At 60.8% G+C, this 26380-nt stretch carries 10 protein-coding genes; 7 read left to right on the forward strand and 3 right to left on the reverse strand.

Annotation, left to right across the window (positions count from 1 at the left end; translation table 11 throughout):
• Positions 1 to 213: 213 nt before the first annotated feature.
• On the reverse strand, positions 214 to 924 hold the full coding sequence (locus ACA070_RS00650) for a GntR family transcriptional regulator (protein WP_497449650.1): 711 nt from the start codon (positions 922 to 924) through the stop codon (positions 214 to 216).
• Positions 925 to 1144: 220 nt separating this feature from the next.
• On the opposite strand from ACA070_RS00650, the gene lapG reads away from it, so the two are divergent.
• Positions 1145 to 1837, forward strand: a complete 693-nt coding sequence (gene lapG / locus ACA070_RS00655; RefSeq protein WP_497449651.1) for a cysteine protease LapG — start codon at positions 1145 to 1147, stop codon at positions 1835 to 1837.
• A 14-nt stretch (positions 1838 to 1851) separates the two neighbouring features.
• Positions 1852 to 3798 carry a cyclic di-GMP receptor LapD gene (gene lapD, locus ACA070_RS00660; protein ID WP_497449652.1) on the forward strand — a complete coding sequence of 649 codons (1947 nt, stop codon included), beginning with the start codon at positions 1852 to 1854 and terminating at the stop codon, positions 3796 to 3798.
• Between the two features lie 153 nt (positions 3799 to 3951).
• On the opposite strand, the gene ACA070_RS00665 is transcribed toward lapD, so the two are convergent.
• Both ACA070_RS00665 and ACA070_RS00670 read right to left on the reverse strand, forming a co-directional pair.
• Positions 3952 to 4290 carry a hypothetical protein gene (locus tag ACA070_RS00665; RefSeq protein ID WP_054050336.1) on the reverse strand — a complete coding sequence of 113 codons (339 nt, stop codon included), beginning with the start codon at positions 4288 to 4290 and terminating at the stop codon, positions 3952 to 3954.
• A 147-nt stretch (positions 4291 to 4437) separates the two neighbouring features.
• Positions 4438 to 18870 (reverse strand): retention module-containing protein, encoded by a 14433-nt coding sequence (locus ACA070_RS00670; protein ID WP_497449653.1) that lies wholly within the window; start codon positions 18868 to 18870, stop codon positions 4438 to 4440.
• A gap of 360 nt (positions 18871 to 19230) precedes the next feature.
• On the opposite strand from ACA070_RS00670, the gene ACA070_RS00675 reads away from it, so the two are divergent.
• The 5 genes from ACA070_RS00675 to ACA070_RS00695 all read left to right on the forward strand — a co-directional run bounded on the left by ACA070_RS00675 (position 19231) and on the right by ACA070_RS00695 (position 26376).
• Positions 19231 to 20583, forward strand: a complete 1353-nt coding sequence (locus ACA070_RS00675; protein WP_497449654.1) for a TolC family outer membrane protein — start codon at positions 19231 to 19233, stop codon at positions 20581 to 20583.
• Between the two features lie 37 nt (positions 20584 to 20620).
• The gene (locus tag ACA070_RS00680) at positions 20621 to 22777 is read left to right on the forward strand and encodes a type I secretion system permease/ATPase (protein WP_497449655.1); all 2157 of its coding nucleotides are present in this window, start codon (positions 20621 to 20623) and stop codon (positions 22775 to 22777) included.
• Positions 22767 to 24134, forward strand: coding sequence for an HlyD family type I secretion periplasmic adaptor subunit (locus tag ACA070_RS00685; protein ID WP_461956530.1), 1368 nt, complete (start codon positions 22767 to 22769; stop codon positions 24132 to 24134). The genes ACA070_RS00680 and ACA070_RS00685 overlap by 11 nt, the downstream gene beginning before the upstream one ends.
• 311 nt (positions 24135 to 24445) lie before the next feature.
• Positions 24446 to 25333, forward strand: a complete 888-nt coding sequence (locus ACA070_RS00690) for a TauD/TfdA dioxygenase family protein (RefSeq protein ID WP_497449656.1) — start codon at positions 24446 to 24448, stop codon at positions 25331 to 25333.
• A 17-nt stretch (positions 25334 to 25350) separates the two neighbouring features.
• Positions 25351 to 26376: an ABC transporter substrate-binding protein gene (locus ACA070_RS00695; protein ID WP_497449657.1), complete on the forward strand. Its 1026-nt coding sequence runs from the start codon at positions 25351 to 25353 to the stop codon at positions 26374 to 26376.
• Positions 26377 to 26380: the final 4 nt, after the last annotated feature.

Below are 26380 nucleotides of genomic sequence, written 5' to 3' on the forward strand. Positions count from 1 at the left end.
GTGAGCGTAAATCACGGTCGCCGCTATCACCCGGACGTCATCTTCGCTGACGTATTGATGGAACTGAGGGAGGTCGATCGATGGCAAGGCTTTGGGGAAGGGAAGAAGGTCGCAGAGTGACTTGGTGTGAGCAGAGGGGATGTGTAAGGAGATTATTCACGGCAAACGCGGGCGCGCAGTTCGAACTGCGCGCCTAGGCTTGGCGCAGGGGTTTTACCTCGAGGTTTTCCTATTCAGCGCTTCAGGGCTGTTGAGGTAGCGCGTAATCACCTCGACGCCGCGATTGAGGTGGTTTTCGAGCAGCTTCACCGAGCGCTCGATGTCGCGGTCTTCGACCGCCAGCAACAGCGCTCGGTGGTCTTCCTGGGATAACTTGCCCAGGCCCATGGCTTCCAGGTTGAAGCGCAGGAAGCGCTCTTCTTCGTTCAACCCTTCTTCGACCAGCCGCAACAGCCGGCCGTTAGGCGCCTTGCAATAAAGCGCCATGTGGAAGAGGCGATTGAGGCGGCCGATCTCGCTGTAATCGTGCTCCGTTTCCATGTCGTCGACATGCTTGGCTGCCCGTTCGAAGTCGTCCTTCTCCAACAAGGGAATCGACAGGCGCAGTGCCTCGGATTCCAGCAGGATTCGTAACGCATAGGTTTCGACGGCATCGCCTTGAACCAATGGTGCGACCACTGCCCCTTTGTGGGCGATAACGTTGAGCAGCGCCTGGGCTTCAAGCTGGCGCAAGGCCTCGCGCACCGGCATGCGGCTGACGCCAAACAGGTCGGCCAGATCTTGCTGGCGCAACGCGGTGCCGCAAGGAATGCGCCCGTCGAGAATGGCCGAACGCAGGGTTTCTTCGATCACCGAACGTGCCAGGTGAGCTGGAATCGGCCCGTTGACCTTGATACTGCTGAGGGGGTTGGGCTTTTGTGTCACTACTACGCACCCTGTTTGGCTGAAATATTTGGATCCAAATGGACACTAGTGACTGCCATGCAGCTTGTCAAACGGACAAAAGACCGCAGCCCGCGACTTTTCATGTCATTCACCATTCAAAGTCTAGTCCGTCGCCGGTGATTGCACCGTGCCATTGTCTTTTAACGGGCTAACCTGCACCATCAACCGAATTCCACCTGCCTGACCTGGATGCCTCGCATTGGCGGTACGTTTCGCGATCCCTCGGACTTTGCGCTGGCTGTGCTGCGCGTTGCTGCTGGCCGGCGTCATGCTGGGCGGGCTGCATGCCGATTGGGATTTTTCGCTGATCAGCCGCAAGGCGCAGGCTTTGTACGGGCCGTTGGGTGACGGGAAGCCGCGCATCGATGCCTGGCAGCAGTTGCTGGCCACGCAAAAACAGGTCAGCGAGCTGGAACAGCTCAATGTGGTCAACCAGTTTTTCAACAAACAGGTGCATTACGTTGAGGACATCGACCTGTGGCACGAGGTCGATTATTGGGAAACACCCATCGAAGCCCTGTGGAAGGGTGCCGGCGATTGCGAAGACTACGCGATCGCCAAGTACTTCAGCCTGCGCCATCTCGGCGTTTCCAGTGACAAGCTGCGCATCACTTACGTCAAGGCTCTGCGGCTGAACCGGGCGCACATGGTGCTGACGTACTACTCGAGCCCGGAAGCCATGCCGCTGGTACTCGACAGCCTGATCGATGCGATTAAACCAGCCAGCCAACGAACCGATCTGTTGCCGGTCTACTCTTTCAATGCCGAAGGGTTGTGGTTGCCGGGCGCCAAGGGCAACAAGAAGGTCGGTGATACCAAGCGCCTGTCTCGCTGGCAGGACGTGTTGAAGAAAATGCAGGCCGAAGGTTTCCCGGTCGAGACGACTAACTAGGAGCACGCGCTCAGATGTCTTTGTTCAAACAGCTGTTGATCGCTATCTGTCTGTTCCTGGTGGTCGCCTTCACCGGCAGCTTCATGGTCAGCCTGGAAAGCTCGCGCACCCAGTACGTCAATCAGTTGCGCTCCCACGCCCAGGACGCCGCGACGGCATTGGCGCTGTCCCTGACGCCGAACATCGACGACCCGGCGATGGTCGAGTTGCTGGTCAGTTCGATCTTCGACAGCGGCTATTACGCGAGCATCCGTGTGGTCGACCTCAAGACTGACCAGACCATCGTCGAGCGTAGCGGCATTCCAGCGGTGAACAACGTGCCGGACTGGTTCGTCAAAATGATTGGCCTGGAGCCGGCCGGCGGCGATGCGCTGGTCAGCCGTGGCTGGGAACAGGCTGCGCGGGTCGAGGTGGTCAGCCATCCGATGTTCGCGTTGGCCAAACTGTGGCAGAGCGCACTGGGCAGCCTCGGCTGGTTGCTGATCTGCGGTGCGGTGAGCGCGGTGTTGGGTGCGCTGTTGCTGCGTCGACAACTGAAACCGCTGGACTACATGGTCAAGCAATCCCACGCCATTGCTCGCCGCGAATTCCTCAGCCTGCCGGAGCTGCCACGCACGCCTGAATTGCGCCGTGTGGTGCAGGCCATGAATCAGATGGTCGAGAAGCTCAAGGCGCTGTTTCAGGAGCAGGCCGAGCGCAGTGAAAAACTGCGGGTCGAGTCCTATCAGGACAACCTGACGGGCCTGGCAAATCGTCGCTATTTCGAGATGCAATTGAACGCCCGGGTGAGCAATCCGGAGCAGGCGAGCTCTGGTTATCTGCTGTTGTTGCGGGTCAAGGACCTGGCCGGTTTGAACCAGCGACTGGGCGGTCAACGCACCGATCAATTGCTGCAAGCGGTGGGCGAGCAGCTGTCCCGCGAGTGCGCCAAATACCCGGAAACCCAGAACCTCGTCACGCGGATCCGTGGGGGTGAGTTCGCCGTGCTGGCGCCGGGGCTGGTGCGTGAAGAAGCGCTGCAACTGGCGCAGAACCTCGACAGTGCCTTGGCAAGCCTGCATGCGACCGGCGCCACTGACGTGGCTTCGGTGGCGTCGATCGGGCTGGCACCGTTTGTCCATGGCGACTCACCGCAAGCGGTGCTCGGGTTGGGCGATCAAGCATTGGCTCAGGCTGAAGGGCAGGGCGAACAGAGCTGGGCGTGCCTCGATCACAGCGCCTCGGCCAGCGTCGGAGATGACCATCACGCCTGGAACAACTTGCTGGATCAGGCGCTGAATCACCAGCGTTTCCAGTTGTATTTCCAACCGGTGGTTGCCAGCCAGGACACGCAACTGGTGCTGCATTACAAGGTGCTGTCGCGGTTGATCGACGACGAGGGCCAGACCATTCCCGCGGGACGCTTCCTGCCGTGGCTCGAGCGCTTTGGCTGGACCGCGCGCCTGGACCGGCTGATGTTGGAGCTGGTGCTTGAGCAGATGTCCGAGCATGAAGAGTCGCTGGCGCTGAACCTGTCTTCGGCGACGTTGGCCGATCCGCAGGCGCTGAATAAAGTCTTCGAGATTTTGCGTATTCATTCCGATCTCGGACCGCGGCTGACCTTGGAAATCGGCGAGGAGCAACTGCCCGAGCAAGCGATGCTGGAAGAACTGACGCGGCGCCTGCGTGAGCTTGGGTTCTCCTTGAGCCTGCAACGGTTTGGCGGGCGCTTCAGCATGATCGGCAACCTGGCTCGGCTAGGGTTGGCGTACCTGAAGATCGACGGCAGTTACATCCGGGCGATTGATCAGGAAAGCGACAAGCGCCTGTTTATCGAGGCGATTCAGCGGGCGGCACACAGCATTGACCTGCCGTTGATTGCTGAGCGGGTGGAAACCGAAGGGGAGTTGGTGGTGATTCGAGAGATGGGGTTGTATGGGGTTCAGGGACAGTTGTTTGGTGAACCGAAGCCTTGGCAGTGAGGCTTTATAGCTGAGTCGTCAATTAGTCCGCCTTCGCGGGCAAGCCTCGCTCCTACAGGTTAACGTGTGCCGCAATCGCGCGAACGCTTCGACCCTGTAGGAGCGAGGCTTGCCCGCGAAGGCGTCGGTACAGACAACAACAATGACGGGACCTTAGATCAACCCCGTCTCATCATCATCAATCAAATGACTCAACCCACCCAACGCCTCACGGGCCTGGGTCCGGTCCATCAGTTTGGCCTGTGCAGCGGCCGGCAGGTCGGTGACGCGGATCACGCCTTTGCTGGTCAGCACCTGAATCAAGTCGTCGAGTACCCGGATCATTTCCAGGTCGCTCTGCTTGAGCTGTTTGAGGCTGGTTTCCATCACTTCGTTGGCGTACCAGGCCTGAATCTCGTGATTATCAGCCGGCAGCGTTTCCGTGGCCTCGGCGTAGGCCGCGGCTTCCACGCGCACTAACTGACCTTGCGCATCGCGTTGCACGTAGAACATTGAGCATCCCTCAGAAATGAACCAGCGTCATGCTGTCAGCAGCATAGGCCAACTGGACGCGAGTATGCGGTGCGGCGACGAAATCGTCACCGGGGGATGGGCACAAACGTAACGGCCGCCCCATCAGGGCGGCCGTTTTTCGTTGGATCAGCTGTTGTTGTGATCGACTTTGATGGTCGGGTCACTGCCGGCAATCAACGTGTGGATGTTGGCGCTGGACCAGTTGTTGCCTTCCAGTTTGATCGTCACATCCGGCGTTGCGGCGGCCGCATCGCCCGAGTTGAACTTGCCGCCGGAACTGACTTGCAATGAGGACACGCCGTCCACAGTGCTGATCTTCAGGAAGTTGTCGATGGTGCTGCCGGTTTCGCCTTGCAGCAGATCGCGCAGGTCGATGCGGTCACCTTCGCTGGCCTTGAAGTCCTTGATCACGTCGCTGCCGGTGTCCCCAGCCTTCCAGACGAAGGTGTCGGCGCCCGAGCCGCCAATCAGGATGTCGTTGCCCTGACCGCCCATCAGCGAGTCGTTACCCGTGCCGCCGAGCAGGATGTCATTGCCCTTGCCGCCGTCGAGCAAGTCATTGCCCCCCGAGCCGAAGAGAATGTCATTGCCCGTACCGCCCAGCAGCGTGTCGTTGCCGTCATGGGCACCCGACACGTCGAATGCGCTGTAGTGCTCGGTGATGAACTGGTGCACGTTGCTGGTGGTGACTTTGCTGACGTCCACGCCGGTTTCTTTGGCGACGAACGCCTGCATCGCCTGATAGCCCTCGCCGGCGATGCCGTTGAAGCTCACCAGGTCGCCGAACAGGAGGTCGTTACCATTACCGCCGCTGACCGTGTCGGCACCCGGCATCGTCGCTTCGGTGTGACCGATGATCGAGTTGGCCAAGTCTTTCGGATCGATGTTGGTTTGCGGCGTCTTGTCCGAGTCGTAAGGCTTGAGGTCGCTGAGGGTCACGTCTTTGTTCAGGCCGATGGCTTCGACCGTCGACACCTTGCCCAGCAGCGCAAAGCTGTCGGTGGAGTTGTCGATGGCGCTGGAGCCGGTGCTGCTGCCGTTACCGTCGCGATAGGACAGCTCGTACGTGCCGTTGCCCTCGGCGCGAATGGTGCCCAGTTCGGAACTGCTCCAGTAACCGCCCCACGAGTTCTTGTACGTCTGCAGCGTGACGGTGCCGGAGTTATCGATGGTCAGGTAGTGAGTGCTGTCCAGGTAACCGGAGTAAGTCTGCCCCAACTTGTAATTGGTGGTGGTGATGACGTCATCGAGCTTCACATTGCCGAACAGGGTCGGGTTGGTCTGCTCACCGCTCTGGTAATAGGTCGGCTTGCCGTCGGTGATGAAGTACGTGAGGTTCTTCGCCCCGGTGTTCGCCATGGCGTCGGCACTCTGGAACCAGTTCGCCGTGGTTTTGAACACGTCCTCGTAGTTGGTGCCGCCGCCGGAAGCCATGGAGTCCAGCACGGCTTTGAGCAGGATCAGCGCATTCGGATCGTTCAGGTTCACCGAGACAGACTTGTTGACCTGGTTATCGAAGTCCGCGAGGAAGATGTTCACGGTGCCGGAGTTGCCACCCATGCTCTGCTTGAGCGTGTTGAACACCGCGGTCAGCGAGTCCTTGGCGGCGTTGATCGACGACGCACTCATGCTGCCCGAACTGTCGACCATGAACGCGATGTTGTAGTTGGTGCCTGGCACCACGGTCAGCCCGCCGATGTCGGCGACCATGATGTCGTTGCCGTCGGTGCCGGTGATGGTGTCATCGGCCGCCGTGGCGGTGACGGCGTTGTAAACCGCCGGGTAAACGGTGACCGGGATCGTCGCGGTGCTGACTGCCGAGCCACCGAGAACCTCGGTGGAGGTCGAGGTCACGGTCAGGTTGAACTGGCCGTTGTAGTACGGCGGCGGGGTCACGGTCAGGGAGCCGAGGTTCCAGCCGGTGACGTTGGCTTCGCCCGACGAAGTGCTGGCGGTGAAGGTGTGGCCGGCGCCATCGGTAAGCACCGAGCCCGCCGGGATGCCGCTGATTTTCACGACCAGGCTTTCAGAGCCGTCGGTGTCCGTGAGCGCAGTCTTGATCGCAGACAGGTGAACGCTGGTGCCTTCGGCCGCTTCGTTGAGCTTGTAGCCGTCGTAGTAGCCTTCGCCGTTGGTGCCGTGCAGATCGGAAACCGTCACACCGGAAGCGGCCAGGTCTGCAATGCCGGTGTATAACGGCACGCCGGCGCTGCTCAGGTCGACCGCTGCAGCGCCGTTGACCGACAGGTTGACGTCATAGCTGCCCGGGCCGCTCTGGTTGTGGTGGTAGATATCCAGGGTGTAGTAGCCGCTGGCGGTCGGGGTGAACGAACCGCTCAGACTACCGCCCGCGCCCCAGAGCGCGCTGGCCACGGTTTTGCCGCCGATGGTCACGAGCAGGCTGTCATCGCCGGTGCCGCTGAAGGTGTAAGTCTTGCCGGCTTCGAGGTAGATAAGGCCGGACGTTTTCGACGCGGTGCCAGCGGTCACGCTGCCGTCGGACTGCACGTTGGTCACGGTGGTGCTGCTGTTCGGTTTACCGGCGGCATCAATCACCGACTTCAGCGTGTTTGACGCCGCGCCGCTCCCGTCGGTGCCGAGGCCCGACAGGCCGGTCCAGACTTCCTTGATCAGCCCGGTGGATTTGACGCCGTTGTCCGCAACGCTCAGGGACGGCGCATCGGCAACCGGCGTGATGTCGATTTTGATCGTGCCGGTGTTGCCCAGCAGCGAACCGTCGGTTGGCTGGAATTTGATCTGTGCGTAGTCCGCCAGATTGTTGCCCACGCCGGTGCCGCCGTAGCCATTGGCGCCGGATTCGTTGGCATCCGGCAGGAAGCGCACTTTACCCGCGTCGATGTCAGCCTTGGACAGGGTCTGGTTGGTCGTTACGTCGGTCCAGGTCGAGCCGTTCAGGTACTGCAATTTACCTTCGCCGGGCAGGCCGGTGATTTTCACGCCGAGGCTGGCGGCAGGGCTGTCGACATCGCTGACGCCGAAGGTCGACCAGCCGAGGATCAGCGGGGTGTCCTCGGTGCCGGTGACGTTAACCGGCGCGGCGGTCGGTGCATCGTTCACCGCCACGACGTTGACGGTGGTGGTCGCGGTGTTGGAGTAGTTGCTGCCATCGGTCACCGTCACAGTGATGATCCGCGGCACGGTACTCGGGTCTTCGCTGCTGTTGGTGAAGCTGATGTTTTTGATCTGTTGCATGTAGTCGGCCAGCGTCGCGTTACCGGACAACGTCAGCGTGACGGTGCCGTCCTTGCTGTTGGCATTGATGCTGATGCCGTTGACGCTGTTGCCCAGGTTCAGCGCATCGCCCGGCTGACGGTTGGTCAACACGATGGTCGCGCCGGTCAGCATCGTGCTGTCCGGGTCGGTGATTTTCAGGTCGGTGTCGCCGATCGATACGCCCTGGCCCGTGGTGCCTTCGGTGAAGGTCACGTTGTAGTTGGCACCGGTGGCGCCGCTGGAGTTGTTGGCATCCAGGTCGAGCACGGGCGGTGCATCGTTGTCGACGATCGCGGTGCTGATGCTGCCGTTGGTCGCGCTGATCGCCAGGTTCTCGAAGTTGCCGCCGGTGGCCGAGTCGATCTTGACCACGAAGTTTTCGGTGCCTTCGGTGATCCTGTTGTCCAGTGTCGCGACGTTGAAGCTCGCCGTGCTGCCACCGGCCGGAATTTTCACGGTGTACACGCCGGTGAAGTCCGAACCGTCGGCGGCGGTGCCGCTGTAGGTGATCTTCAGGGTGACTTCGGTCTGCGCCGGGCTCGTCAGGCTGACGGTGTAACTGGCGGTCTGGCCTTCGGTCACCGAGGTGCTGCCGGTGATGCTGACTTCGGTCCTGTCGAGGGTGTCGGTGACGTTGGTGACGGCTGCCGCCGGGCTTTTGACCAGGTTCTCGAAATTGCCACCGGTGGCGTTGCTGATGGTCGCCTGGACCGTGCCCGCGTCTTTGTAAACGTCGTCTTTCGGCGCATCAAAGCTCACGGTGCCGGTGGTTTTGCCGGCGTCGATGGTGATCACGGCGCCGTTGCTCAGCGTCACGGTCACCGGTGTGCCGGCGGCGTTGGTCAGGGTGGCGGTGTAGATGATCTGGCCACCTTCAGCCACCGAGTTGCTCGCACTCAGCGACAGAGTGGTCGTGTCAGTGGTGTCGGTCACGGTGGTGCTGACCGGGGTTTTATCGGCCACCAGGTTTTCGTAGTTGCCGCCGCTGACGTTGGTGATCGAGTTGGTCAGTGGTGTATGACCGGTCAACGCATCGTTTGGCGCGAGAGTGGTCACGAAACCGGTGGTTTTACCGATGTCGATGGTGATCGTTTGGCCGTTGGCCAACGATACGGTCACTGACGAGCCGGTTACCGGCGCACCGACAGTGGCGGTGTAGGTGACGGTGCCGCCTTCAGCCGCAGTGCCGGTGGCGGTAAGTTTGACGGTCGAGGTGTCGATGGTGTCGGTGACGCTGGTCACCGCTGGAACCGTACTCGGCACCAGGTTTTCGAAGTTGCCCCCGGTCGCGGAGGAAATCGTGGTGCTGACCTTGCCGGCGTCGGTGTAGACGTCGTCTTTCGGCGCATCAACGGTCACGGTGCCGGAGGTTTTGCCGGCGTCGATGGTGATCACGGCGCCGTTGCTCAGCGTGACGGTCACGGGTGTGCCGGCCGCGGTGGTCAGGGTTGCGGTGTAAACGATCGAACCGCCTTCAGCCACCGAGTTGCTCGCACTCAGTGACAGAGTGGTCGTGTCGGTGGTGTCGGTGACGGTGGTGCTGACCGGGGTTTTGTCGGCAACCAGGTTTTCGTAGTTGCCACCGCTGACGTTGGTGATCGAGTTGGTCAGTGGTGTATGACCGGTCAACGCATCGTTTGGCGCGAGAGTGGTCACGAAACCGGTGGTTTTACCGATGTCGATGGTGATCGTTTGGCCGTTGGCCAACGATACGGTCACTGACGAGCCGGTTACCGGCGCACCGACAGTGGCGGTGTAGGTGACGGTGCCGCCTTCAGCCGCAGTGCCGGTGGCGGTAAGTTTGACGGTCGAGGTGTCGATGGTGTCGGTGACGCTGGTCACCGCTGGAACCGTACTCGGCACCAGGTTTTCGAAGTTGCCCCCGGTCGCGGAGGAAATCGTGGTGCTGACCTTGCCGGCGTCGGTGTAGACGTCGTCTTTCGGCGCATCAACGGTCACGGTGCCGGAGGTTTTGCCGGCGTCGATGGTGATCACGGCGCCGTTGCTCAGCGTGACGGTCACGGGTGTGCCGGCCGCGGTGGTCAGGGTTGCGGTGTAAACGATCGAACCGCCTTCAGCCACCGAGTTGCTCGCACTCAGTGACAGAGTGGTCGTGTCGGTGACGGTGGTGCTGACCGGGGTTTTGTCGGCAACCAGGTTTTCGTAGTTGCCACCGCTGACGTTGGTGATCGAGTTGGTCAGTGGTGTATGACCGGTCAAGGAATCGTTTGGCGCGAGGGTGGTCACGAAGCCGGTTGTTTTGCCGATATCGATGGTGATCGTTTGGCCGTTGGCCAACGACACGGTCACTGGCGAACCGGTTACCGGCGCACCGACAGTGGCGGTGTAGGTGACGGTGCCGCCTTCAGCCGCAGTGCCGGTAGCGGTGAGTTTGACGGTCGAAGTGTCGATGGTGTCGGTCACATCGGTAACCGCAGCCGCCGGGTCTTTGATCAGGTTTTCGAAGTTGCCGCCAGTCGCGTCCTTGATGGTCGCTTCGACTTTGCCAGCGTCTTTGTAGACGTCATCGGCAGGTGCCTTGACGGTGACGGAACCGCTGGTCGCGCCAGCAGCGATGGTGATCACTTCGCCGTTGCTCAGGGTGACGGTTACTGGCGTGCCGGCCGCATTGGTCAGGTTGGCGGTGTAGACGATGGAACCGCCTTCAGCCACCGAGTCAGTCGCACTCAGGCTAAGGGTCGTAGTGTCAGCCGTATCGGTAACCGAGGTATCCGCCGACTTGCCATCGACTTCCAGCTTCTCGTAATTGCCGCCCTTCGCATCGTCGATTTTGACGCTCAGGGAACCGCCGCCAGCCAAGGCATCATTCGGCGCAACGTAGTTCACGCTGGCGCTGCTCGAACCGACCGGAATGGAGATGCTCTGGCCATTCGAAAGGGTTACGACAACCGGCGAACCGGTGACCGGAGCGGTGACGGACGCGGTGTAAACCACGGTACCGCCTTCGGCGACAGTAGAAGTCGCGGTCAGGTTGACGGTCGAAGTGTCGACGGTGTCGGTTACATCGGTAACCGCAGCCGCCGGGTCTTTCACCAGGTTCTCGAAGTTGCCGCCAGTCGCGTCCTTGATGGTCGCTTCGACTTTGCCGGCGTCTTTGTAGACGTCATCGGCAGGTGCCTTGACGGTGACGGAGCCGCTGGTGGCGCCGGACGCGATGGTGATTACAGCGCCATTGCTTAGCGTCACGGTCACTGGCGTGCCGGCTGCGTTAGTCAGGGTTGCGGTGTAGACGATCGAACCACCTTCCGCGACCGAGTCGGTAGCGCTCAGGCTTAGGGTCGTGGTGTCAGCCGAATCGGTAACGGAGGTGTCCGCCGATTTGCCATCGACATCCAGCTTCTCGTAATTGCCACCCTTCGCATCATCAATCTTGACGCTCAGCGAACCACCGCCAGCGAGGGCATCATTCGGCGCAACGTAGTTTACGCTGGCGCTGCTCGAACCGACTGGAATGGTGATCGTCTGCCCATTGGACAGCGTCACAACAACCGGCGAACCGGTCACCGGAGCAGTGACGGACGCGGTGTAAACCACGGTGCCGCCTTCAGCCACGGTGGACGTGGCCGTCAGGCTGACCGTCGAAGTATCGACGGTGTCGGTCACATCAGTCACGGCCGCAGCCGGGTCTTTCACCAGGTTCTCGAAGTTGCCGCCAGTCGCGTCCTTAATGGTCGCTTCTACCTTACCGGCATCCTTGTAGACGTCATCGGCAGGTGCCTTGACGGTCACAGAACCGCTGGTGGCGCCGGCCGCGATGGTGATCACAGCACCGTTCGACAAGTTCACGGTGACCGGCGTGCCAGCCGCATTGGTCAGGTTGGCGGTGTAAACGATCGAACCGCCTTCAGCGACAGAATCGGTTGCTGTCAGGCTCAGAGTGGTGGTGTCAGCCGAATCGGTGACCGAGGTTTCAGCCGACTTGCCGTCGACGTCGAGCTTCTCGTAGTTACCACCCTTCGCATCATCAATCTTGACGCTCAGCGAACCACCGCCAGCGAGGGCATCATTCGGCGCAACGTAGTTTACGCTGGCGCTGCTCGAACCGACTGGAATGGTGATCGTCTGCCCATTGGACAGCGTCACAACAACCGGCGAACCGGTCACCGGAGCAGTGACGGACGCGGTGTAAACCACGGTGCCGCCTTCAGCCACGGTGGACGTGGCCGTCAGGCTGACCGTCGAAGTATCGACGGTGTCGGTCACATCAGTCACTGCCGCAGCCGGGTCTTTCACCAGGTTCTCGAAGTTGCCGCCAGTCGCGTCCTTAATGGTCGCTTCTACCTTACCGGCATCCTTGTAGACGTCATCGGCAGGTGCCTTGACGGTCACAGAACCGCTGGTAGCGCCAGCGGCGATGGTGATCACTGCGCCGTTGCTCAGGGTCAAGGTCACAGGCGTGCCCGCAGCGTTGGTCAGGTTCGCGGTATAGACGATGGAACCGCCTTCAGCGACCGAATCGGTTGCTGTCAGGCTAAGAGTGGTGGTGTCTGCGCTGTCGGTCACTTTGGTCACGACGGCCGAGCGGTCGGTGTCGAGTTTTTCGAAGTTGCCGCCTGCGCTGTCTGCGATCGCTGCTCTGACGGGCGAGGCGCCGGTGTAGACGTCATTCGGCACGGTGTACGGTGCCGAACCGCTGGACTCGCCGGCCTTGATGTTAATCACCAGGCCGTTGTTCAGGGTCACGGTCATGGCCGTGCCGGCCGGATGGCTCAGCGTAGCGGTGTAGGTGATCTGGCCACCTTCGCCGACGGCGCTCACATCGGCGCTGAGTTTCAGCGTGGTGGTGTCGATGGTGTCGTTGACGGTGGTGGTGTGCGTGGTCTTGCTGACGTCGAGTTTTTCGAAGTTGCCGCCGTCGGTGCTGGTGATGCCGACGGTGATCTTGCTGCCGTCCTTGTAGACGTCATCGGCTGGCGCCGGAATGGTGATGAAGCCCGACTTGTCGCCGGCCTTGATCACGACGTTCTCGCCGTTGCTCAGTTTGACCGTCATGTCAGTGCCGGCGGCATTGCTGAGGTTGACGGTGTAAGTGATGGTGCCGCCCTCGACCACATAGTCGCTGGCATTCATGGTCACTTTGGTGGTGTCCAGGGTGTCGCTGATGGCGGTCGAGGTCGGGGTCTTGTCGGCGACCAGATTCTCGTAGTTGCCGCCCGTGACTTCCTTGATGGCATTGGTCAGCGGTTCATGGCCGACCACTGCATCGTTCGGCGCTTTAACGGTGATCGAAGCATTGCTTTCACCGACCGCGATGGTGATTTTTTCACCATTGGCCAACGTGACGATCACGTCCTTGCCAGTGACCGGCGCGTTGACGGAAGCGGTGTACACCACGTTGCCGCCTTCGGCAGTGGCAGGTGTTGCCGTCAGACTGACCGTCGATGTATTGATCGTGTCAGTCACTTCAGTGATGGCTGCTGCCGGGCTAGTCACGAGGTTTTCGAAGTTGCCGCCGCTCGCGTCCTTGATGGTCGCTTCGACTTTGCCGGCGTCTTTGTAGACGTCATCGGCCGGTGCCTTGACGGTCACGGAGCCGACAGTCGCGCCGGCCGCGATGGTGATCACAGCACCGTTCGACAAGTTCACGGTGACCGGCGTGCCGGCTGCATTGGTGAGGTTCGCGGTGTAGACGATCGAACCGCCTTCAGCGACCGAATCGGTTGCTGTCAGGCTCAGAGTGGTGGTGTCTGCGGAATCGGAAATCGAGGTGTCGGCCGACTTGCCGTCGACGTCCAGCTTCTCGTAGTTGCCGCCCTTCGCTTCATCGATTTTCACGCTCAGCGAACCACCGCCCGCCAAGGCGTCGTTCGGCGCAGTGGAGTTCACGCTGGCACTGCTGGCGCCAACCGGAATGGTGATGGTCTGGCCGTTGGACAGGCTCACGACAACCGGCGAACCAGTGACCGGAGCGGTCACGGACGCGGTGTAAACCACGGTGCCGCCTTCAGCCACGGACGAAGTCGCGGTCAGGCTGACAGTAGAGGTATCTAGGGTGTCGGTAACGTCAGTCACTGCCGGGACAGTGCTGGGCACCAGGTTCTCAAAGTTGCCGCCAGTGGCGTCCTTGATAGTCGCTTCGACTTTGCCGGCGTCTTTGTAGACGTCATCGGCCGGTGCCTTGACCGTCACAGAGCCGACAGTCGCGCCAGCCGCGATGGTGATCACTGCGCCGTTCGACAGGTTCACGGTCACAGGCGTGCCGGCGGCGTTGGTCAGGGTTGCGGTGTAGACAATCGAACCGCCTTCAGCCACCGAATCCGAAGCGCTCAGGCTCAGGGTGGTGGTGTCTTTGACGTCGGTTACCGAAGTGACCGCCGGGGTTTGATTCGCCACCAGGTTTTCGTAGTTGCCGACCGTGGTGCCGTCGATTTTCACGCTCAGCGAACTGCCGCCGGCCAGGGCATCGTTCGGGGCAACGAAGTTCACGCTAGCCGAACTCGCGCCGACCGGGATGGTGATGAACTGGCCGTTGGACAACGCCACCACCACCGGCGAACCGGTCACTGGTGCATTGACCGACGCGGTGTAAACCACCGTGCCGCCTTCGACCGTGCTGGCGGTGGCAGTCAGGGAGACGGTGCTGTTGTTGATGGTGTCGATCACATCCGTGACCGCTGGCGTCTTGTCGGCTACCAGGTTTTCGAAGTTGCCGCCGGTCGTCTTGGTGATGCTGGCGTCGACTTTGCCGGCGTCTTTGTAGACGTCATCCTTTGGCGCGGCGAAGTTCACCGAGCCTGTGGTGGCGCCCTTGGCAATGTTGATCACTGCACCGTTGCTCAACGTCACGGTCATGGCAGTACCGGCGGCGTTGGTCAGGGTTGCGGTGTAGACGATCGAGCCGCCCTCGGCGACCGAACCGGTGGCGCTCAGGCTCAGGCCGGTGGTGTCGGCCGAATCGGTAACGGTGGTGACCGCCGGAGAATGGTCGGTGACGACTTTTTCGAAGTTGCCGCCGCTCTGGCTGGCGATCGTCGCCTGGACTTTGCCGCCGTCGATGTACGGCGTGTTGGCCGGTGCGGCGAAGTTGATCGAGCCGGTGGTGGCGCCGGCGGCGATGTTGATCACTGCGCCGTTGCTCAACTTCACGGTCATTGCCGTGTCCGTCGGGTTACTCAGGGTGGCGGTGTAGGTGATCCGGCCACCTTCGCTCACGGTATGGCTGGCCGACAGGGACAGGGACGTTGAGTCCACCGTGTCTTTGACGGTGGTGCTCACGGACGCGTTGCTGATGTCGAGTTTTTCGAAGTTGCCGCCGCTGGCGTCAGTCATCTTGACGGTGAGCTTGCCGGCATCCTTATAGACGTCGTCGCTTGGCGCCGCGATGGTGACCGAACCGCTGGTCTTGCCGGCCGCGATGGTGATGGTCTCGCCGTTGCTCAGCTTGACGGTCACCGGGGTTTGCGCGGCGTTGGTCAGGGTAGCGGTGTAGGTGATGTGCGAACCTTCGAGCACCGACTTGTCAGCGCTGAGGGTCAGCTGTGTGGTGTTAGTGGTGTCGGAGACGTTGGTCACGGCCGGATTCGGGCTGGTGACCAGGTTTTCAAAGTTGCCGCCGGCAGCGTCCTTGATGGTGACTTCCAGCTTGCCAGCGTCTTTGTAGACGTCGTCTTTCGGTGCGTCGACGGTCACGGTACCGGTGGTTTTTCCGGCCGCAATCGTGATGACGGCGCCGTTGCTCAGGGTCACAGTGACCGGAGAGCCGGCCGGATTGGTCAGGGTCGCGGTGTAAACGATCGAGCCACCCTCGTTGACGTTGCCAGTGGCGGTCAGCGACAGGGTGGTGGTGTCGACGGTGTCGGTCACGCTGGTGCTGACCGGGGTTTTATCGGCGACCAGGTTTTCGTAGTTGCCGCCGCTGACGTTGGTGATCGAATTGGTCACCGGCGCATGGCCGCTCTGCACATCGTTGGAGACCGCGGCGTTGACGGTGCCGCTGCTGGCGCCGACCGCGATGGTGATGGTCTGACCGTTGGCCAGCGTCACGATCACAGGCGAGCCGGTGACAGGTGCGCCGACCGAGGCGGTGTAAACCACGGTGCCGCCTTCCGCCACGGTGCTTGTGGCGGTCAGGGTGACGGTCGAGGTGTCGATGGTGTCGGTGACGCTGGTTACGGCGGCTGCCGGATCTTTGACCAGATTCTCGAAGTTGCCGCCCGTAGCGTCCTTGATGGTCGTTTCAACTTTGCCGGCATCTTTGTAGACGTCATCGGCTGGTGCCTTGACGGTGACGGAACCGACAGTTGCGCCAGCAGCGATGTTAATCACGGCGCCGTTGCTCAGGGTGACGATCACTGGTGTGCCGGCAGCATTAGTCAGCGTGGCGGTGTAAACAATCGAACCACCTTCAGCAACCGTATCGGTTGCGCTCAGGCTAAGAGTGGTGGTGTCCGCAGAATCAGTCACCGAGGTGTCAGCCGACTTACCATCGACGTCCAGCTTCTCGTAATTGCCGCCCTTGGCGTCGTCGATTTTGACGCTCAGGGAACGGCCGCCTGCCAAGGCATCGTTCGGTGCAACGAAGTTCACGCTGCCGGAACTCGAACCGACCGCAATGGTGATCGTTTGGCCGTTGGACAAGGTCACAACAACCGGCGAACCGGTCACAGGCGCGGTGACGGATGCGGTGTAAACCACGGTGCCGCCTTCAGCAACAGATGAAGTCGCAGTGAGGCTGACCGTCGAAGTTTCAACGGTGTCGGTCACGTCGGTCACGGCAGCTGCCGGGTCTTTGACCAGGTTCTCGAAGTTGCCGCCAGTCGCGTCCTTGATGGTTGCTTCGACTTTTCCGGCGTCTTTGTAGACGTCATCGGCAGGCGCCTTGACGGTCACGGAACCGCTGGTGGTGCCGGCGGCGATGGTGATCACTGCGCCATTGCTCAGGGTAACGGTCACTGGTGTACCGGCAGCGTTAGTCAGGTTCGCGGTGTAGATGATGGAACCGCCTTCAGCGACTGAATCGGTTGCTGTCAGGCTAAGAGTGGTGGTGTCCGCAGAATCAGTCACCGAGGTGTCAGCCGACTTACCATCGACGTCCAGCTTCTCGTAATTGCCGCCCTTGGCGTCGTCGATTTTGACGCTCAACGAAGCGCCGCCCGCCAAGGCGTCGTTCGGTGCAACGAAATTCACGCTAGCGCTGCTCGCGCCAACCGGGATGGTGATCGTCTGGCCGTTGGACAGCGTCACGACAACTGGCGAGCCAGTAACCGGAGCGGTGACGGACGCGGTGTAAACAACGGTGCCGCCTTCGGCCACGGAAGAAGTCGCGGTCAGGCTGACGGTCGAGGTATCGAGGGTATCGGTAATGTCGGTGACTGCCGGAACAGTGCTCGGCACCAGGTTCTCGAAGTTGCCGCCAGTGGCGTCCTTGATGGTCGCTTCGACCTTGCCGGCATCTTTATAAACGTCATCGGCCGGGGCCGGGACGCTCACGCTGCCAGTGGTGGCGCCGGCCGCGATGGTGATAACCGCGCCGTTCGAAAGGGTGACGGTGACAGGCGTGCCGGCCGGATTGGTCAGGGTCGCGGTGTACAGAATCTGACCGCCCTCGGCCACTTCGGTGGACGCCGACAGGCTCAGGCCGGTGTCGTCCCTAGAGTCGCTAATGGTGGTCAGCGCCGGCTCGGTGCTCGGGGTCAACTGCTCGAAATTGCCGCCGGTGGTCCCGGTGATGGTGGTGCTGACGGTGCTGCCGTTGTTGTAGACGTCATTCGCGGCGGTATCGACGGTCACGCTGCCGGTGGTCTTGCCCGCTTCGATGGTGATGACCGAGCCATTGCTCAAGGTCACGGTCATCGGCGTGCCGGCCGGGTTGGTCAGTGTTGCGGTGTAAGTGATCTGGCCGCCTTCGACGACGGTGCCGGTGGCGGTGAGGCTCAGGCCGGTGTTGTCGACAGAGTCGGCAATGGTGGTGAGGGCTGGCGTGGTGCTCGGCGTCAGCTGCTCGAAATTGCCGCCAGTGGTCCCGGTGATGGTGGTGCTGACGGTGCTGCCGTTGTTGTAGACGTCATTCGCGGCGGTATCGACGATTACGCTGCCGGTGGTCTTGCCCGCTTCGATGGTGATGACCGAGCCATTGCTCAAGGTCACGGTCATCGGCGTGCCGGCCGGGTTGGTCAGTGTCGCGGTGTAGGTGATCTGGCCGCCTTCGACGACGGTGCCGGTGGCGCTGAGGCTCAGGCCGGTGTTATCGACAGAGTCGGTAATGGTGGTGACCGCAGGCGTGGTGCTGGGCACCAGGTTCTCGAAGTTGCCGCCGGTGGCGCCAGTGATCGTGGTGCTGACGGTGCTGCCGTTCTGATAAACGTCATTGGTCGCGGTGTCGACGTTCACGGTGCCGGTGGTCTTGCCGGCTTCGATGGTGATGGTCGAGCCGTTGGACAGGGTGACAGTGACCGGGGTTTGAGCCGGGTTGGTCAGTGTTGCGGTGTAAGTGATCTGCCCGCCTTCGGTGACGTTGGCGCCAGCGGTCAAGGTGACCGTGGTGGTGTCGACGGTGTCGGTAACCTGGGTCACGGCCGGGGTCGTCGGCGGGGTAACGGTGATGCCGTTGCCGCCCGTGGTGCCGGTGACGCTCACGTTGATCTGGGTCGAGTCGTTATAAACAGTGTCGTTCGGCGCGAGCGGGACGTTGACGGTGCCGGTCAACTGGCCAGCCGGGATCACGATCACCGAGCCATTGGACAGCGTGATGGTCAGGTCGGTCAGCGGTGCCTGGGTCAGGGTCGCGGTGTAAACCAGTACGCCGCCCGCTTCGGTAATGGTCGGCGTAGCGCTCAGGCTCAGGGTCGAATCGCGTTGTACGTTGGCGCTGGTATCAGCCGTCTGGCCGCCAGTGGTGAGTTGTGCAGCCTGTGCCGCAGAGCTGAGGCCTGCGGTCGGGAAACCAATGGTCGGGTCGACCCGGCCAGCGGTTGCATCCAGCATCACGAAGCTGTGACCGCCACCTGCCGCGCCGCCCGAGCCCGCAGCTGTCGGGCCGGCTGCGGTGGCTTCGAGTTCAGTGGTCGGGTCGGCACCCGCAGCGATGGCTTGCTGCAGTTCTTCAACCGATGGCGCGGCTTGTGCAGTGGCTTCTGACAAGTCAGTGCTGGAGTCCGGATTGCTGGCGCTCCATTGAGTGTCGCGACCCAGGTCCAGGGTCCGGCCATCAGCCAGTTCGAGCGTAACGGCGCCCGCTGCGCCAGTGTCTACCTGATCGCCGACAAACAACCGGTCGCCTTCAACGAGTACGCGGCGAATGCCCTCTGGGGACACCGCGAAAACCTGACCGACAATGCTTTTGACGATGGCAACAACACTGCTCATTGAAGACTCTCCGGGTGTCACGTTCAGTTGACTTCCATGAACCTGATGGCGTGTTCGCCAAAATCAGTCTGGACGTACTTTCAAGATATAAAAGGCACAACTTTGACGCGGTTAGTCGTCAACAAATTGGCTATATTTTTTCGCTATAAACTATATGCCAAACTATTGACCTTAGTGTTGTCATCCTAAACACTCGCCCCCGTAATGTCACATTGATATTTAGGTAACAACCTGCCCCGTTGAGGGCGACTCCGCTACAAATTCAAACTTTCCGACACACGGTCATTCCGATGGTCATCATCCGATGCAGCGGCACGTTCTGCAGTGATTCAAGACAAGTAATTCCGGGAAATTCCAACCATGCGTTTGCAACTGTTCAAGGCTTTACCCTTCGCCCTTGCCGCCAGTTTTGTTCAGGCGCAGTCACTTCCCGAGGCCATGCAACAGGCGTTGGATGTCCATCCGGAAATCCAGGCAGGTGTTAATAGTCGATTGGCCGCGGATTATCAGTTAAAGGCAGCAAAAGGTGGATACCTTCCGCGGGTCGATCTGCTGGGCGGTTATGGTCGCGAAGGCACTGACAGCGTCACCACGCGTGCTGCCGGAAACGACAATCACTGGGAAACCCTGAACCGTAGCGAGTCAAGTTTGCGCCTGTCGCAAATGGTCTTTGACGGTTTTGCGACGTCCAGTGAAGTGGGGCGTCAACAAGCCACCGTTAATTCCCGTGCTTATTCCTTGCTGGGCACCTCCGAACGCACCGCGCTCACCGTGGCTCAGGTTTATCTGGATGTACTGACCCGCCGCGAATTCGTGCGCCTGGCCACAGACAACCTGAAAAGCCACGAACGGATTTTTGACCAGATCAAATTGCGCACCCAGCGCGGCGTCGGCAGCGGTGCCGACCTCGATCAGGCCGAAGCGCGTATGGCCCAGGCACGCAACAACCTGATCACCGAACAGACCAACCTGGCGGACGCCGAGACCAACTTCCTCAGCGCCGTGGGCCAGATGCCCGATCAACTGGAGCGTCCTGCGGATTTCCTCGCGCTGTTGCCGGCCAACTTGAATGAAGCCCGCGCGCAGATGCTGGAAAACAGCCCGATCTTGCGATCTGCCGAGTCCGACATCGCTGCGGCCGAGAAACAGTACGACGCTGCCAAATCGTCCTTCTACCCGCGCTTCGATGCCGAACTGGGTCGCTCCGCCGACAACGATCTCGACGGCCAAAACGGTCACAGCAACGAATGGCAGGCCATGTTGCGCATGCGCTTCAATCTGTATGCCGGTGGCAGCAACAAGGCTGATCTGGAATCCAAGTCCTACCTGTCCAACCAGGCGCTGGATATCCGCAACAACGCGCTGCGCGTATTGAACGAAGAGTTGGGCCTGGCCTGGAACGCGTTGAACAACGCCAACGCTCAAGTGCCGATCGCCCAGCAATATGTCGATCACAGCACCAGCGTGCGCACTGCGTACCAGAAGCAGTTCAGCCTGGGCGAGCGCACCTTGCTGGACCTGCTCGACAGTGAAAACGAACTGTTCACCGCTGCCCGTCGCTTGGCGGAGATCAAAAACATTCAGTTATTTACTCAGTACCGAATCAAGGCGACCATGGGCGAGTTGCTCAGGAGCCAGGGAGTGGTCGCACCGTTGGCATCCGTTGTGCAGAACGACGTGAAGCCCAGGGTCCAGCTACCCGGGATGAATTGAGTCTTCCCTTTTTTACTGTTAGCCAAGAGTGCCGAGCGTGGAATCAGAAGTCAGTCGAGTTCAACTCATTCATGATCCACGCGCGCTGCACGATGATCCGCTACTGGATGGTCTGCTAGCCCTTTGCACCCTGCATCAAAAGCCGGCCAGCGCCGCGATGTTGACCACCGGCCTGCCGTTGCCCAAGCAGCGCCTGAGCGTTGAACTGCTGCCTCGCGCTGCCGCTCGCGCCGGCCTGCAAGGGCGCGTGCTGGTGCGCAAGCTGGAGCAGATTCCGGCGATTGCGATGCCGGCGCTGTTGCTGCTCAAGGATGGTCGCAGTGCCGTCCTGCTCGGCTGGCACGGTGAAGACCAGGCCCGCCTGCTGATCAGCGAAAGCGACGGTGGCGAAAGCCTCGTCAGTCGCGAACTGCTGGACGACGACTACATCGGCAAAGTGTTCTTCGCTCAACCCCAGCACAAATTCGACGTCAATCACGGCACGCTGATCCCCCGCGCACGCTCGTGGTTTCGCGACACCCTCAAGCGTTCGCGCTGGCTGTACGCCGACGCCATCGCCGCCAGTTTCCTGATCAACATCATCGCCATGGCCGCGCCGCTGTTCGTGATGAACGTCTACGACCGCGTGGTGCCGAACCAGGCTGAATCGACGCTGTGGGTGCTGGCCATCGGCATCACCGGGGCGTATCTGTTCGACCTGATCCTCAAGAGCCTGCGCAGTTTGTGCCTGGACCTGGCCGGGAAGAAAACCGACCTGATCATCTCGGCGACGTTGTTCGAGCGCATCGTCGGTATGGCCATGAAGTACCGCCCGGCCCGGGTCGGCAGCTTCGCCCAGAACATCCATGAGTTTCAGAGCCTGCGAGACTTCCTCGCCTCGCTGACCCTGACCAGTCTGATCGATCTGCCGTTTACGCTGCTGATCTTCATGGTCATCGCCATTCTCGGCGGGCACCTGGTATGGATTCCGGTGCTGGCGTTCCCGATTGCCTTGCTGATCGGCTATGCGCTGCAGAAACCGCTGGTGGCGACCATGGAGCGAACCATGGCCCTCGGCGCCGAGCGCCAGTCGAGCCTGATCGAAACCCTCGCCGGCCTCGATGCGGTGAAGGTCAACAACGCTGAAAGCGAGCGCCAATATCAGTGGGAACAGACCATTGGCACCCTCAGCCGCCTCGAGCTGCGGGTGAAAATGCTCTCCGGATTGGCGATGAACATCACCTTGCTGATCCAGCAACTGGCCGGGGTGATCATGATCGTCTTCGGCGTGTACCAGATCATCGCCGGCAACCTGAGCATGGGCGGTCTGATTGCCTGCTACATGCTCAGCGGTCGCGCGCTCAGCCCGCTGGCTTCGTTGTCCGGCTTGTTGACCCGCTACCAGCAAGCGCGGGTGACCATGACCTCCGTCGATCAAATGATGGAGCTGCCGCAAGAGCGCAACTTCGAAGAGCGCCCGTTGAGCCGTAAGGTGCTGCAAGGCGCCATCGAATGCCGGCAGATGAACTTCACTTACCCGAACCAACAGAACGCGGCGCTGCACAACATCAACCTGAGCATCAAACCGGGCGAGAAGATCGGCATCATCGGTCGCAGTGGCTCAGGCAAAAGCTCCCTGGCCAAACTGCTGGTGGGTCTCTATCAACCGGACGATGGCGCCTTGCTGGTGGACGGCGTCGACATCCGTCAGATCGACGTCAGCGAATTGCGCCACAACATCGGCTACGTGGCGCAGGACATCCAGCTGCTGGCCGGCACCCTGCGCGACAACCTGGTCTCGGGTGCGCGCTATGTAGAGGATGAAATGGTGCTGCAAGCCGCCGAACTGGCCGGTGTGCACGAGTTCGCCCGTCTGCACCCCCAAGGCTATGAACTGCAAGTCGGTGAGCGCGGGCAGAACCTGTCCGGCGGTCAGCGCCAGAATGTGGCCCTGGCCCGTGCGTTGCTGCTCAACCCGCCGATCCTGCTGCTCGATGAACCGACCAGCGCAATGGACAACACCGGTGAAGAACGCCTCAAGCAACGCCTCGCCGCAGTGATCGAAAACAAGACCGTGGTGCTGGTGACGCACCGGGCATCGCTGTTGTCGCTGGTGGATCGCCTGATCGTCATCGACCGTGGACAAATTCTCGCCGATGGCCCGAAAGCCGCCGTGATGGAAGCGTTGAAAAAGGGGCAGATCAGTGTTGCTTAAGTCGGGTTTCAAGGATTCGATCCGCCGTTACTTCAAAGGCTCCGAGTCGCTGCATGGCCAGCCACTTCCCGAGGTCAATAAAGCCCTTATCGAAGACGCCCCGCGCGTGGTGCGGCTGACGATCTGGGCGATCATCGGCTTCTTCGTGTTCCTGATGCTCTGGGCCAATTACGCGGTGATCGACGAAGTCACCAAGGGCGACGGCAAGGCCATTCCGTCGTCAAAGATCCAGAAAATCCAGAACCTTGAGGGCGGTATCGTCTCCGAGCTGTACGTCACCGAAGGGCAGATTGTCGACGCCGGTGCGCCGCTGATTCGTCTGGACGACACACGCTTTGCCTCCAACGTTGGCGAGACCGAAGCCGATCGTCTGTCGATGCTGCTGCGCGTGGAGCGCTTGAGTGCCGAGGTCGATGACCGTCCGCTGAACTTCCCCGCCGATGTGCTGAAAGCTGTCCCCGGTCAGGCGGCCAGTGAAGAGTCGTTGTACATCAGCCGTCGTCAGCAACTGCACGATGAGATTGGTGGTTTGCAGGAGCAATTGATCCAGCGTCAGCAAGAGCTGCGCGAATTCACCTCCAAACAGTCGCAGTACCGTAATGGACTGTCGTTGCAGCGTCAGGAAATCAACATGTCCGAGCCGCTGGTGGCCCAGGGCGCGGTGTCGCCGGTCGAGGTGTTGCGGCTCAAGCGTGCCGAGGTCGAAACCCGTGGGCAACTGGACGCCACGACGCTGGCGATCCCTCGCGCTGAATCGGCGATCAAGGAAGTGCAGCGCAAGATCGACGAGACACGCGGCAAGTTCCGCAGCGAAGCCCTGACCCAACTCAACGAGGCGCGCACCGACCTGAACAAGGCCCAGGCCACCGGCAAAGCGCTGGAAGACCGGGTCAGCCGGACGCTGGTGACATCGCCGGTGCGCGGCATCGTCAACAAGCTGCTGGTGAATACCATTGGCGGCGTGATCCAGCCGGGCAGCGACCTGGTGGAAATTGTGCCGCTGGACGACACCTTGCTGGTGGAAGCGAAGATCCGCCCGCAAGACATCGCATTCCTGCACCCGGGCCAGGAAGCGACGGTGAAGTTCACGGCGTATGACTACACCATTTATGGTGGGCTGAAGGCCAGGCTTGAACAGATCGGTGCAGACACCATCACCGATGAAGACAAGAAGACCACGTATTACATCATCAAGCTGCGTACGGATCGCAGTCACCTGGGGACGGATGAAAAGCCGTTGCTGATCATTCCGGGGATGGTGGCTTCGGTGGATATCATTACTGGCAAGAAGACTGTTCTCAGTTATCTGCTCAAGCCGATTATCCGGGCTCGGGCCGAGGCTTTGCACGAGCGGTAGAAAACAAACCTGTGGCGAGGGAGCTTGCTCCCGCTGGGGCGCGAAGCGGCCCCCTCTTGATCCCAAAAAAAAGGACTGCTTCGCAGTCCAACGGGAGCAAGCTCCCTCGCCACAGGTGATTCATTGCCTGTTCTGCCATATCGTTATTCGCTAACGGTATTTAAAGTTCAATTCTTATACCTATAAAGTCACTCTCCTGCGTACCTGCCGACCAATCGGCGCGCCGCACGACACGAACCAACACGGGACCTCCGTGAGTTTCTTGATCGACGTGCGCGCCCTTGAGCGTGCCGTGCGTGGGAGTGATTTTTATGTCAGCCGTCTCTGCCTCACCCGCAATCGCGCCACAAACCTTCGACATTCGCCCGTTCAGCGGCGCTGTCGGTGCCGAAATCATCGGCCTGGACCTGTCCCGCCCGATCAATGATCAGGATTTCGCCCGTATCCACCGCGCGCATCTCGATCATCACGTCGTGGTGTTCCGCGACCAGCGCATTACCCCCGAGCAGCAAATCGCTTTCAGCCGTCGATTCGGCGTGTTGCAGATCCATGTGCTCAAGCAGTTCCTGCTGGCTGGCCACCCGGAAATCCTCATCGTTTCCAACATCATCGAAAACGGCCAATCCATCGGCCTCGGTGACGCCGGCAAGTTCTGGCACTCCGACCTTTCCTATAAAGAACTGCCGAGCCTGGGCTCGATGCTGCACGCCCAGGAACTGCCCTCCGAAGGTGGTGACACGTTGTTCGCCGACATGCACAAAGCCTGGGACAGCCTGCCGGAAGCGCTGCGCAAAGCCGTCGAAGGTCGCTCGGCCGCACACTCCTACACGGCGCGCTACAGCGAGACCAAATTTGAAGGCAACTGGCGCCCGACCCTGACGCCGGAGCAACTGGCTCAAGTGGCCGAAGTGGTTCACCCGATCGTGCGCACGCATCCGGAAAATGGTCGCAAGGCGTTGTTTGTCAGCGAAGGCTTCACTACCCGCATCGTTGGTTTGCCGGAAGACGAGAGCAAGCAACTGCTCGACGAGCTCTACGCCCACAGCGTGCTGCCGCAAAACATCTACCGCCATCAATGGCAGGCCCACGACCTGGTGTTCTGGGACAACCGCTCGCTGATCCACCTCGCCGCCGGATGCCCAAGCCATCTGCGCCGCAAGCTGTATCGCACCACCATCCAGGGCGACGCGCCTTTCTGATTTGTCGGAGAACTTCCATGTCCAAACGTCTTCCTTTCGCGCCGCTGGCCGCTGCCATCGGTTTGGGATTCAGCCTGATCGCCGGCAGTCTGGTGGCGCCGACCGTGGCCCACGCCGAAGGTGAAATCCGCATCGCCGAGCAGTTCGGCATCGTTTATCTATTGCTCAATGTGGTGCGCGATCAGAACCTGATCGAGAAGTACGGCAAACAGGAAGGCATCGACATCAAAGTCGACTGGACCCAATTGTCCGGTGGCGCGGCGGTCAACGATGCGCTGCTTTCAGGCTCGATTGATATTGCCGGTGCAGGCGTCGGTCCGCTGCTGACCATCTGGGACCGCACTCACGGCAAGCAAAACGTCAAAGCCGTCGCCTCCCTCGGCAACTTCCCGTACTACCTGGTGAGCAACAACCCCAAGGTCAAAACCATCGCCGACTTCTCCGAAAAGGACCGTATCGCGGTGCCGGCAGTCGGCGTTTCGGTGCAGTCGCGCTTCCTGCAATACGCAGCCGCCAAGCAATGGGGTGACAAGGACTTCAATCGACTCGACAAGTACACCATCGCGTTGCCGCACCCGGACGCCACCGCCGCGCTGATCGCGGGTGGCACCGAATTGACCGGGCATTTCTCCAACCCGCCGTTCCAGGACCAGGCGCTGGAAAACCCGAACGTGCACGTGGTGCTGAACACCTACGACCTGCTCGGCCCGAACTCGCCGACGGTGCTGTTCGCCACCGAGAAATTCCGCGACGAGAACCCGAAAACCTATAAAGCCTTCGTTGAAGCGCTGACCGAAGCCGCGCAGTTTGCCCAGAACGATAAAGGCGCTGCCGCCGACACTTACATCCGGGTCACCAAAGCGAAAATCGACCGTGCCGCGTTGCTGAAAATTATCGATAACCCGCAGTTCGAATTCAGCGTCACGCCGAAAAATACCTACCCATTGGCCGAATTCCTTTACCGCGTCGGCGCGATCAGAACCAAACCGGATTCGTGGAAGGACTACTTCTTCCAGGACGCCAAACCGTTGCAAGGGAGCTGATCGA

The sequence above is a fragment of the Pseudomonas sp. LBUM1678 genome, from assembly GCF_059695575.1.